We start from the raw sequence: 11,493 nt of genomic DNA on the forward strand, positions 1-11,493 counted from the left end.
CACGCGCTGAAGGGAAAATTCCTGCGCCATGATCATGCCCCCTGGTGAGAAATGTGGGCTAGGGGAAATACTTTCCCAGGGATGCGGGAAGCGATTTGATGATGTCGTTGTAGGTCACCGCCACGACCAGCAGGATCACCATGACGACGCCCACCTGTGTCACCCTCTCCCGAACGCTCAAGCTGAGGTCCCGTCCAACCAGAGACTCTACCAGAATGATGGCGATGACCCCTCCGTCCAGGATGGGGATGGGCAACAGATTGACGATTCCCAGGTTGATGCTGATCACGGCGATGAACATGATCAAATCGGTGATGCCGGACTGTGCGGCCAGGCTGGACTGTCTGGCAATCGCTATCGGACCACCGACCATGCTCACCGGAGCGGTGCCCCGAAGCAGCCGATGAAGGAACTCGAACAGCAGTCCGGCGAAGCGGACATTCCGCTCGATTGAAGCGTCCAGCGCCTCCACCAGGGAGAGCTGCTGGACGGTGGTTCTGGCCATGGGGTTCAGCATGACCCCGATCATTCGTCTTTGGGTGGTTTCGTCCAGGTAGGGGGTGACCTGGAATTCCAGCTCCCGGCCGTTGCGCAGGACCGTAATCGGTATTACCGGATCCTGGTTCCGGCCCATTGCGTCCACCAGGTCGAGTCCGGCTTGGCTGAGTACCACTCCGCCCACCTTGACCACCTGGTCTCCCGGCAAGATGCCGGCCTCGGCGGCTGGTTTGCCTGCCAGCACCTGCTGGACCTGAACCGAAGCCAACTCGAAGGGGGCAATTCCCAGGTAGCCGGCACTGTCGCGACCGCGGGCCGCGGGAGTCAGAGTCAATGGGAAGGCTTGTTCTCCTCGCTGGACCTCCATTTGCAAGGGAACTCCGGGACTGATGCTGACCTCCAGAAGAAACTCTTCCCAGGTGGGGTCTTGCCTGGCGCCGGCAGCGACGATGCGGTCACCCGGCCTGAGATCGGACTGGAGGGCAGGAGAGTCGGACTTGATCAAGCCCACCACCACCGATTCCCGAGGCCAGACAGGTACCTCGTACCGGTAGTAGAAGAGCCCGGTCAGCAGGACCACCGCCAGCACACCGTTCATGACCGGGCCCATTACGGCCACAATGAATCGCTGCCACTTGGGATGCGAAAGAAACTCTTCGACTCCCCCGGTTACGTCGTCGGGGTTTTCACCCGCCATCTTGACGTACCCTCCCAAGGGAATCGCACAGACCTTGTAGTCCGTTTCCCCGCGCCGAAAGCCGAACAGGCGTGGACCGAAACCGACCGAAAAGGCCTCGACGCGAATCTTGAAAAACTTGGCCGCGCCAAAGTGGCCCAGTTCGTGAACCACCACCACGGTCCCGAACACCACCAGCACAGCCAGAACACCCCATAGAAAATCGATCATTTCAGCCTGCTGTCCAATTGGAACGCTGTTGAGACATCGCCCGGAAAACCGTCGATCCCCTGTCGGGGCAGCCCTCGGGACTTGCTAACTGAAGTCCTTTTGAATCAAGCGCCGGGTTTCCCTTCGCACCGATTCATCATACTCCAGAATTTCCGCGATCGAAGAGAATTTGCCCACCCCGTCCGCCTGCTCCATCATCCTGGCGACGATCCGCGGAATTCCAGGGAAGTCGATCTTCCTTTGCAGGAAGGCTTCTACCGCCACTTCATCCGCCGCGTTAAGCGTGCAGGGCAGCGCCCCCAATTCACGAGCAGCCTGGTAGGCCAGGTCCAGACTGGGGAATTTGCCCGAATCGGGGTGCATGAACTCCAACTTGGCCGCCTGGTTCAGATTCAGTCTCGGCCTGCGCCCCGGCAGACGCCGGGGGTAATTGAGCGCGTACAGGATGGGTTGACCCATGTCGGTGATGCCGAGCTGAGCGATCACGGACCCGTCCACAAACTCCACCATGGAGTGCACGATAGACTGAGGATGAACCCAAACCGAGATCTGGTCGACATCCAGGTCGAAGAGCCAGCGTGCTTCCAGGACCTCCATTCCCTTGTTCATCAGGGTCGCGGAATCGACCGTGATTCGGTCTCCCATTTTCCAGGTCGGATGCCGCAGGGCCATCTCAGGCGTGACCCGGCTGAGCTGCTCGCTGCTGTAACCCAGAAAGGGGCCGCCGGATGCGGTGAGGATGACTCGTGCGACTTCGTCGGCTTGGCCGCAGCGCAGACACTGGTGGATCGCGTTGTGCTCGCTGTCGACGGGGAGGAGCTGCACCCCGTTGCGCTGAGCCAGCTCCGTCACCAGTTCGCCGGCAACCACCAGCACTTCCTTGTTGGCCAAAGCGATCTGCTTTCCACATTCAATGGCCCTGCAGGTGGGAGCCAACCCGGCGACTCCCACAATAGCGCTCACCACCAGGTCGGTCTCGGGGTGGGTAGCCACTCGCAGCAGGCCCTCCTCCCCGACCACGATCTCCGGATGGGCGGACGGATCCAGGTTTTTGAGCTTTTGGGCCAGTGTCGTTGCTGCTTCCGGGGTGGATACGGACACAAGTTCGGGGTGAAACCTTCCGACCTGATCGGCCAGCTCGGTCGTGTTCCGGCCGGCGGCCAGGGCGATCACCCGAAACTCCCCGGGCAGCTCTTCCGCCACCCTCAGGCAGTTCCGGCCCACCGAACCGGTTGACCCCAGCAAGGATATGGTTTTCATGACTTTGAGACAGGACACTAGGCCTGTCCAATCAATCGCAGGTAAAAATACAGCAGCGGGGCTGCGAACAAGACCCCGTCAATACGATCCAGCATTCCGCCGTGTCCGGGCAATAGTTCGGACGACTCCTTGGTTCGAGCGCCCCGCTTCATGGCCGACTCGGCCAGGTCTCCCACCTGGCCGGCGACCCCCAGGGAGCAGCATAGGAGAACGCGGGGAATGAGAGGGATCTGGGGAATCAGAACCTGGCTCGTCAACGCCGCCAAGCTGTTTCCCAACAAGGCGCCAATGGCTCCCTCCCAGGTTTTTCCGGGGCTGATTCTGGGGGCCAGGAGGTGCTTCCCCAGCAGGCTTCCGATGTAGTAGGCGGCGGTGTCGCCCAGCCAGACTGTCAGCAGCAGAAACAGGACCCACGACGGCCCGTCACCCTGGGGGCGGTTGTGGATAGCCAAGAGAAATCCCAGGGTGGTGGAGACATAGACAAGGCCCAGCAGGGTCACCCCACAGCTTGGCAGTGTTTCCTGCAGCTTGTGCCCCCGTCGGAGGGTCAGGACGAGGCAGGTGACTGCCGCCAGGATCAACAGCCACAAAACGGCCGAATGGTCGCGGGGAGACCAATAGAAGCTACCGACCAGCAGAAGCGAAAAAGTATGGGCGGCTGCTCGGAAGACATGGATGCCGGTGTCTCTGGACAGCCGAAAGAACTCCTCCAGGGCAATGGCGGCCACCCCTGCGATGAGCGCCAGGAAGCACCAGGACGGCAGGTAACCGACCACTCCGATCAGCGGGGGGACGAGCACAACGCCTGTCAGCCAGCGTTTCATTGATTGGCCAAACCTCCATAACGCCGCTCCCGGGATTGATAGGAGAGCACCGCCTTGAAGAAGTCCTTCCGTCGAAAATCGGGCCACAACGTCTTGGTCACCCAGATTTCGGAATAGGCAATCTGCCACAGCAGAAAGTTGCTGATGCGCAACTCGCCGCTGGTCCGGATCAGCAGGTCCGGATCCGGCTGTCCTGCAGTGTAGAGGCATCGAGCGATGGACTGTTCGTCGATGGCAGGCTCGTCCTGACTGCCGTTCTTGCGCTGCTGCCACAGGGCATTGAAGGCGTCGACCAGCTCGGCTCGCCCGCCGTAGTTGAGCGCTACGTTGAAGAGCAGACCCCGGTTTCGGGAGGTCTTTTCTCTGGCCCACTGAAGCTCCCGCTGAATGGAGGGGTCCAACTCCTGAGTCCGCCCCAAGGTCCCAAAGCGGATGTCATTGGCCATTAAATTGGCAATTTCCCTGTTCAGGTACTCCTTGAGCAAACTCATCAAGGTGGCGACTTCGCTGCGCGGGCGCTTCCAGTTCTCAACGGAGAAAGCGTAGAGGGTCAGGATTCGCAGCTTGAGGCGAGCCGCGGTTTCCACCGTCTCTCGCACCGACGCTATCCCGGCCCGGTGCCCGGCCACCCGGGGCAAGCGGCGCTGCTGGGCCCAGCGGCCGTTTCCGTCCATGATGATGGCCACATGCTGGGGAACGCTGTCGAGGTCCAGTTGATCGAAAAGTCGACGGTCTTCTTTCTCCTCCCCCCAGTAGGGAGCGAAGTTGCGTTGAATTTCCCGACTGTTTCCTGACATGAGCCTCATCCCGAATGGATGGCTGTCAAGTTAGCCTGAAAGTGACCCCCACCGCGGGGGTTGGTTGGGTGAGAAACCGGGCGATGCCCTGGCCACCTCGTTTCGATCCGGCGGTGATGGGGCCCCGGCCTGGCGAATCCGCGTATCTCGGTGCAGGGCCGAACTCGCGAGGCGGGTCGAGGCATGGAGCCGGATTTGTCCCTTCAAGGCGTGCTCGCGACCGAAGGGCGTCGCCGGGCACTACGTCCGAGGAAGCACTTGCGCATTGAAGGGGAGAAGACAAGTCGGGACGCGCCCAGCACCGTGTGTAAGTGCCAACCTTCAAGATAGCACCAACAAACTGTTGAAAACAAACGGTCTTTACAGGGTGTGCCCAGCGTCCCGGTGGGAGATGGCAATCCTAGTTCCGAGGCAGATCACGAGCCCGCATTTCTCACCAGGGGGCATGATCATGGCGCAGGAATTTTCCCTTCAGCGCGTGCTCGCGACCGAAGAGCGTAGCGGTCACTACGGTCGAGGGAGCATGTGCGCGCTGAAGCAAAAAAGACAAGCCAGGGCATGCCCAGCGCCGTCTGTTACCCACAAGCCCTTTACATTGAGCCAATCCAGGTACTGAAAGATAAATTTCCTTTCGTCATGCTACCAGCGGCCTGATGAGAAATGCGGGCTAGTAGCCGACCCAAACCAGGAAGAGACCTTTGGCTGGAGCGGTCGGGCCAGCTCTGGAACGGTCTTTCGATTGCAGAATGGCAGGGATGGCTTCCACCGGGAGCTTGCCCCTGCCCACTTCCAAAAAGGTGCCGACCAGATTCCTGACCATGTGGTGCAGAAACCCGTCGGCACAAACGTTATATTCCAGGAGTTTTCGCCGGGTGTCAAACACAAAAAGGGAGGTGGTGACTTGCCGAATCTTGGATTTCGCCTGGCTGTCGGCGTCGCAAAAGGCGCTGAAGTCCCGTTTCCCCACCACCAAATCGGCGGCCCGATTCAACTTCTCATAGTCGAGCCTGCGATGGAAGTGATGGACATAGGGGTAATCGAAGGGTGGGCACCAGGAGGTGTTCAGGATTCGATAGCGATAGTGTTTGGTTCGGGCATGGTGTCGGGCATGGAAGTCGTCAGCCGCCTTCTCAATTCCGGTAACCCGGATGGTTGCCGGCAGACGGGAGTTCAAGGCCTTCCAGAGGCTGGACGGTTCCAGGCGCGAGGTCGTATGGAAATGACAAACCTGGGCCAGCGCGTGAGCTCCGGCGTCGGTTCTTCCCGAGCCGCAAACATGGACCGGCTCCTGCACGATGCTCTCAAGCGTGCGGGTCAACTCACCCTGGATGGTTCGGAGTCGGGGCTGGATCTGCCATCCGTGGTAGCCTGTTCCATCGTACTGGAGCTCCATCCGGAGGTTTTGCGAGGGCGACCCCGGGCCTTGCGGCGAGACGGGGCGGTCTGGATCGGAAGCGGGGCCGGTTGGCATCTGGACCTGCACTTTGCACCGAGCGACGTGAGCGGACCCTCGGGTCAGGCGCGGCTGCCCGGTTTACGGGGTTTGGATCCGGATTTGCAAAGCGGACACTCCTCGGGCAGGAAGGTTGGAATATTCAGGCTCCAAAGGCAGTGGTGGACCAGACCCGTTAGTGCCTTTCCACCACTTCGATCGATGATGGAGGCTACCGCTACCGGCGTGGCGCCGTGATCTTCCACCAGCGCCATCGTCTCTCGGGTCGATCCTCCGGTAGTAACGACGTCGTCTGCGATGAGAGCTTTCTCGCCCTCACGGATCCGGAAGCCTCGACGAAGTCTCAGGACATCGCCCACGCGTTCGGCGAAGACCGCCCGGCAACCGAGGCTGCGGCCGAGTTCGTGTCCGATGAGAATGGCTCCCATCGCCGGGGAAACCACCAAGTCGGGCTTTTCCGAGCCCATCAGGGAAGTCAATCGGGTTGCGCACCACTCCGCGTACCTCGGCCACTGCAGGACCTTGGCACACTGGAGGTATTGAGGGCTGTGAAGACCGGAGCTGAGCAGGAAGTGTCCCTCCATAAGGGCTCCGGTATCGGTGAAAATCTTCCGGATCTGGTCTGAAGGGGGCATTGACGGGATTGCCGACTCTGAATGCAGGGATGGTAGCATCGGCTATTTGCGAAATCAATTGAGGCGGCAGCGGGGTAGCCGGCCACGGGGCATCAGACCGGGTGCGGGACGGGCTTCCGGGATTGGAATTGTTGAAACCAACGCGCTAGGGAACACGTTTTTCATTACCGTGCCGCATATCGTTGATGCGTATGGGTGACCACTCAGAGAAGGAGCCGTCAATGCGTCGAACTCAACACTTCATTCACACCTTTTCCAGGGGACTGATGCCCTTGTTGCTCGGGTTGGGCATTCTGTCAGCGCCAGCCGCGATGCGGGGCCAGGCGGTGTTTCCTCTTCCCGACTGGTTCAGGGACAATATCGTTCGCCCCCCCATTCCGGAACGCCAAGGGGAATCCTCGGATTTCTTGAGCAGCCTGATGCAGCGCGACCAGGTGGGATTGACCGAAGCCGACGCCGTTCAGATGGTGCTGGAGAGCAATCTGGACGTGGTGGTCGAGCGATTCGATCCCCGCATGTCCGAGTACGAGATCGACATGGCCTACCGGCTCTTCGACCCCACGCTTTCGATGACCCTGGGTGCGAACAGGGATACGCGGCCGCTGACCACCACCTTTCTGACCGGAACCGAGACCCAGACCAGCCTGTCCCACAACGTCAACGTGGGAGTGAGCAAGCTCTTCGAAACCGGGACGCTCTTCGGAGTGGACTACACCAGCAACCGCGTCTCCGACAACAACCTGCGGAACTTTCTCAATCCCTACTGGCGGGCCTCGCTGACCGCATCCATCAGCCAGCCGCTCCTCAGGAATTTCGGTCTCCTCCCCAACACCCGCCTGATCAGAATCGCCCGCAACAACAAGGACATCAGTCAACATCTCTTCGAGCAGCAAGTCGTGCAACTGGTCAATCAAGTCCAGAATCTGTACTGGGATCTGGTCTTTGCCGGCAAGGACGTGGAGGTCAGGAGAAAGTCCCTGGACCTGGCCGTCAAAACCAACGAAGATAACAAGCGGATGGCCGAGATCGGGACCCTGGCTCCCATCGACGTGGTTCAGTCGGAAGCCGAGATCGCCAACCGCAGGGAGTTGTTGATCCGGGCCGAGTATTCGCTGGCGCAAATGGAAGATCAGATGAAAAAGCTGATCTCCTCCCTGGGCGATCCAGGCAGGGTGGCAGTGAGGATTGTGCCTCTGGATTCCCTGGCGACCATGGATGATTACAGGGACTTCGACCTGGTGCAGGCGGTGAGTTATGCCATTGAACAGCGGCCGGAGATCAAGCAGCAGCGCAAGCGGATTGACAATTCGGGCATAGACCTCAAGTATTTTCGAAACCAGCTCCTTCCCGATGTTCGCTTCAATGTCAGCTACGGGACGGCGGCTCTGGAAGGAGTCAGCAGAGTGTTCGAAGGGGGCGGGTTCGGCGGGTTGCCGTTCTTTGGCGGAACGCCGGTGGTTGCCGGCAGCACCGGCCTGGGAGATGCCTTCAACCGGCTGCTGGGCTCCGATTTTCCCACTTATGGGGCTTCGATCTCGGTTGAGATTCCTCTGAGCAATCGCTCTCGGCGTGCGGACTATGCTCGAGCCAGCGTGGCCCGGCGGCAATCGGAAAAGCGGCTTCGCGCCCTGGAGCAGCAGATTGCCCTGGAGGTTCGAAACGCCCACACCCAACTGGAAATGAACCGTGCGCGAATCGAAGCTACTCAAAAGGCTCGGGAGTTGGCGGAGCGTAACCTCGAGGCAGAGCAGAAGAAATTCCAGCTCGGCACTTCTCAAATCCGATTCGTGTTGGAGGAGCAGGTTCGCCTGGCCGAAGCCCAGACCAACGAAGTCAACGCCCAGGTGAGCTTCACCAAGGCCAAGCGGGATTTGGACAGGGCCATGGGCAAGACGCTTGAACTGCAGAACATCTCGATTGGAGATGCGATTGCCGGAAAGGTGGCTCGAACGGGGGCGTCAAAAGACAGTGGATAGTGGACAAAAGGCAGTGGATAGTGGTTAGTGATTAGCGGATAGTTTTTTTAATCGACACGCAAAGCATATTGTCGGTCACGGCGTGGTCGTGTGTGGGTTGCATACGGGTCATCAGGCACTTGCCTGTTCCCGAAACCCTCGTCATACCACTCTCCACTCCCCACCCCCCACTCTCCACCAGAAACCAGCCACTAACCACTGATCACTAACCACTGCTTTGCGGATCTCGGTCACAGTCATCACGCTCAACGAGGAGAAGCACCTCGGCCGCTGCCTGGAATCGGTTCGCGGCATAGCCGACGAATTGATCGTGGTGGATGCCGGCAGCCAGGACCAGACCTGCGCGGTTGCAGCTCGATGGGGCGCCCGCGTCTACAAGCGCACCTGGACCAACTACTCCGACCAGAAGAACTTCGCGGCCGAACAGGCATCCCACCAATGGATCCTCAGCCTGGACGCCGATGAGTGTCTCAGCCCAACTCTCAGGCAGCAGTTGCTGGACGTGAAAGCCCATCCGACGCCGGCCAACGCCTACGAGTTTTCACGGCGAGCCTTCTATCTTGGCCGCTGGATTCGCCATTGCGGCTGGTATCCCGACCGCAAGCCGCGTTTGTATCGGCGCCGGCACGGGCAGTGGGTCGGCGACTTCGTCCATGAGCATCTTGCCTGCGACGGGCCCGTTGGCCGCCTGGAAGGCGATCTTCTCCACTACACCTGCGACTCGGTATCGGACCATGCCCATCGGGTCGGGAAATACACCAGCCTGGCGGCTCGGGATATGCATGCCAGGGGAATCGGGAGCGGTCCCCTCAAGATCCTGGGTTCGCCGGTTGTGGCCTTTTTGAGCAGCTATTGCTTCAAGGCCGGCTTTTTGGACGGAGTGCAGGGCCTTTTGATTTCAGCCTTCGCCGCCTACTACAATTTCCTCAAGTATTCCAAACTCTGGGATCTGCAGCGGTCCCCACCACCCGGCCAGGCGGCCGCAAAGGACCCCGCGAGCAACCGGGGCGGCCTTCCGTGAAAGCTGTCAGGACCGGACAGGCGTGGATTGCAGCTCCCGGACTTCGGGGCGAGTGAGGGAACCGGTTCATTCACCATGAGGATCCTTCACCTGGATTCCGGATCCGCCTGGCGGGGTGGTCAGCAGCAATTGCACTTTCTGATCGGAGGGCTGAAGAGACGGGGGATTCAGCAGTTTCTGGCCGTACGCAAGAGGAGTCCTCTGGCAACCCGTGCCGCCGAACAGGAGGTGCCGGTTCGTGGGCTCTCCCTGTCTTCAGAGTGGGACTTCATCTCGCTGGCGGGCATGGCCGGGTTGGTTGGACGTTTCCGGCCTGATCTCATTCACGCTCACGATTCACGGACACTGGGTCTGGCCGTTTGGCTGAAGACCCTCGGTTGGGGTGGCGGTGTCGTGGCTGCCCGCAGAGTCGCCTTCAGCATCCGCGGCAACCCCTGGTGGAAGTTCAAATATGCCCGGCAGACCAGCCGGGTGATCGCCGTTTCCCGCTATGTTCGGGATCTGCTCATTGAGGAGGGTTTGGAACCGGGCCAGGTAGAAGTTATCTACGATGGCGTCGATACCGAGGCGGAGCCGCTGCCGGAGCAACGGTCCAGCGCGCGACGCCGCCTGGGCGTGGCCGACGGCGAGTTTCTTATCGGATGCGTCGGTCACTTTACGCCGGAGAAGGGTCATGCGTTACTGATCCGGGGGTTTTCCGAGATCCTGACGACCCATCCCGACTCCCGGCTTGCCGTTGTGGGAGAGGGACCGCTTGGAGAGGAGCTGGAATTGTTGATCCGGGAACTGGGCCTCCACGGCCGTGCCGTGCTGCCGGGATTCGTCTCCGACCTGGATGAAGTCCTGCCGGGATTCGATCTGTTGGTGCATCCATCTCTGACAGAGGGTCTGGGGTCGGTTCTCCTTCAGGCCATGTCCCGCCAGGTTCCCGTTTGCGCCAGCCGCGCGGGCGGGATTCCCGAAGCGGTGATCGATGGAGAGACCGGGTTCCTGTTCTTGCCGGGGAGCGCCGAGGCTCTGGTTGAGTCGGTGTTGCGTGCCAGACGCAATCCCGGACTGGCCCGCCGGCAGGCGGAGCAGGCGGCCGCCAGGGTCCGGTCGACTTTCTCGGTGGAGCGGATGGTGGACGAGACCCGCAGGATCTACTCGGATATACTCAACAGTTGAATCCGGTTTAACCTCCTATGTCATTAATGGAATGGGTTTTAATCTCCCTGGGCCTGAAGATCGGCAGCTTTCTGAACGTATGTATTGTCAGAATACCCCGCCGGCAATCCGTCGTTTCTCCCAGGTCTTCCTGTACGCACTGCGGCCAAGCCCTGAAGCCTTACGACAACATCCCTCTGATCAGTTTCCTCCTGCTGCGCGGGAAATGTCGGTTCTGCAATGCAACCATTTCCTGGCAGTATCCGGTGGTCGAGGCGCTGACCACAGCCATCTACTGGGGCACCTTTGTCAGTTACGGGCTCCAGTGGAAAACGGCGGTGCTCCTGGTCTTTTTTTCGGCATTGATCGTGCTGGTTTTCATAGACCTGAACCATCGCCTTCTGCCGGACGTCATCACTCTGTCCGGGATCGCGCTCGGGATCGTCCTGAGCGTGCTGGTCGGGATCGAGGACGACACCGGAACCGCTCTCGTACAGTTGGCGGGACACCCGGATTCCAGTGTTCGCTGGGGCTGGCTGGCGAGTTCTCTGTTAGGAGCGTTCGCTTGCGGCGGATTCCTGTGGCTGGTTGGAGCCGTCTACTACAAGCTGAAAAAAGTGGAGGGATTGGGAGGCGGCGATCTGAAGCTGATGGGCATGGTGGGGGCCTTCCTGGGGGTTAAGCTCGGCTTGCTGACCATCATGCTGGGCTCTGTGCTTGGGGTTCTGGTCGGTCTGGCTTATATCAGGATGACCGGTAAGGACTACCGCTACCCGCTTCCCTTCGGATCCTTCCTCGGAATCGCAGCCGTCGGCGTGGCCCTTTGGGGAGAGCAACTGCTCTCCTGGTATCTCGGGATCGCCGGCAGGATGTGAAGGTCCGCCCTTATTGGAAACAAACCAAAAAAGAGTGATCCACGAAGGAACACGAAGGACGACGAAGGGCCACTAAGCGTGACCGCTCTGCCGCATCGGTA

10 protein-coding genes are annotated in these 11,493 nt (G+C 60.2%); 4 read left to right on the forward strand and 6 right to left on the reverse strand.

All coding sequences use genetic code 11. The features are described from left to right. Positions 1–58: 58 nt before the first annotated feature. From rseP to pyrE, 6 genes are all read right to left on the reverse strand, one after another. Entirely contained in the window at positions 59–1,405 is a 1,347-nt protein-coding gene (gene rseP / locus OXI69_10645) for an RIP metalloprotease RseP (protein MDE2666602.1), read from the reverse strand. Positions 1,406–1,489: 84 nt separating this feature from the next. Continuing rightward, complete coding sequence (locus OXI69_10650) at positions 1,490–2,665, reverse strand: 1-deoxy-D-xylulose-5-phosphate reductoisomerase (protein MDE2666603.1); 1,176 nt, start codon at positions 2,663–2,665, stop codon at positions 1,490–1,492. Between the two features lie 17 nt (positions 2,666–2,682). Then, positions 2,683–3,489: a phosphatidate cytidylyltransferase gene (locus tag OXI69_10655; protein ID MDE2666604.1), complete on the reverse strand. Its 807-nt coding sequence runs from the start codon at positions 3,487–3,489 to the stop codon at positions 2,683–2,685. After that, positions 3,486–4,286 (reverse strand): isoprenyl transferase, encoded by an 801-nt coding sequence (locus OXI69_10660; protein ID MDE2666605.1) that lies wholly within the window; start codon positions 4,284–4,286, stop codon positions 3,486–3,488. Before OXI69_10660 ends, OXI69_10655 begins: the two co-directional genes overlap by 4 nt. Positions 4,287–4,953: 667 nt before the next feature. Then, on the reverse strand, positions 4,954–5,679 hold the full coding sequence (gene truA / locus OXI69_10665; GenBank protein MDE2666606.1) for a tRNA pseudouridine(38-40) synthase TruA: 726 nt from the start codon (positions 5,677–5,679) through the stop codon (positions 4,954–4,956). Positions 5,680–5,801: 122 nt separating this feature from the next. Continuing rightward, positions 5,802–6,374, reverse strand: coding sequence for an orotate phosphoribosyltransferase (gene pyrE, locus OXI69_10670; GenBank protein MDE2666607.1), 573 nt, complete (start codon positions 6,372–6,374; stop codon positions 5,802–5,804). Between the two features lie 221 nt (positions 6,375–6,595). On the opposite strand from pyrE, the gene OXI69_10675 reads away from it, so the two are divergent. The 4 genes from OXI69_10675 (at position 6,596) to OXI69_10690 (ending at position 11,392) form a co-directional block, all read left to right on the forward strand. After that, the gene (locus OXI69_10675) at positions 6,596–8,350 is read left to right on the forward strand and encodes a TolC family protein (protein ID MDE2666608.1); all 1,755 of its coding nucleotides are present in this window, start codon (positions 6,596–6,598) and stop codon (positions 8,348–8,350) included. Positions 8,351–8,567: 217 nt separating this feature from the next. Further along, entirely contained in the window at positions 8,568–9,371 is an 804-nt protein-coding gene (locus OXI69_10680) for a glycosyltransferase family 2 protein (protein MDE2666609.1), read from the forward strand. Between the two features lie 75 nt (positions 9,372–9,446). Then, positions 9,447–10,538, forward strand: a complete 1,092-nt coding sequence (locus tag OXI69_10685; GenBank protein MDE2666610.1) for a glycosyltransferase family 4 protein — start codon at positions 9,447–9,449, stop codon at positions 10,536–10,538. A gap of 17 nt (positions 10,539–10,555) precedes the next feature. Beyond that, complete coding sequence (locus OXI69_10690) at positions 10,556–11,392, forward strand: prepilin peptidase (protein ID MDE2666611.1); 837 nt, start codon at positions 10,556–10,558, stop codon at positions 11,390–11,392. Positions 11,393–11,493: the final 101 nt, after the last annotated feature.

The organism is Acidobacteriota bacterium, assembly GCA_028875575.1.
Taxonomy (GTDB): Bacteria; Acidobacteriota; Terriglobia; order Versatilivoradales; family Versatilivoraceae; genus Versatilivorator.

What these genes read in the sequence shown, in the direction of transcription:
- OXI69_10685 (MDE2666610.1), top strand. Translation starts at nt 9,447, where the DNA reads ATGAGGATCCTTCACCTGGATTCCGGATCCGCCTGGCGGGGTGGTCAG.
- OXI69_10675 (MDE2666608.1), top strand. Translation starts at nt 6,596, where the DNA reads ATGCGTCGAACTCAACACTTCATTCACACCTTTTCCAGGGGACTGATG.
- OXI69_10655 (MDE2666604.1), bottom strand. Translation starts at nt 3,489, where the DNA reads ATGAAACGCTGGCTGACAGGCGTTGTGCTCGTCCCCCCGCTGATCGGA.
- OXI69_10650 (MDE2666603.1), bottom strand. Translation starts at nt 2,665, where the DNA reads ATGAAAACCATATCCTTGCTGGGGTCAACCGGTTCGGTGGGCCGGAAC.
- OXI69_10690 (MDE2666611.1), top strand. Translation starts at nt 10,556, where the DNA reads ATGTCATTAATGGAATGGGTTTTAATCTCCCTGGGCCTGAAGATCGGC.
- rseP (MDE2666602.1), bottom strand. Translation starts at nt 1,405, where the DNA reads ATGATCGATTTTCTATGGGGTGTTCTGGCTGTGCTGGTGGTGTTCGGG.
- truA (MDE2666606.1), bottom strand. Translation starts at nt 5,679, where the DNA reads ATGGAGCTCCAGTACGATGGAACAGGCTACCACGGATGGCAGATCCAG.
- pyrE (MDE2666607.1), bottom strand. Translation starts at nt 6,374, where the DNA reads ATGCCCCCTTCAGACCAGATCCGGAAGATTTTCACCGATACCGGAGCC.
- OXI69_10660 (MDE2666605.1), bottom strand. Translation starts at nt 4,286, where the DNA reads ATGTCAGGAAACAGTCGGGAAATTCAACGCAACTTCGCTCCCTACTGG.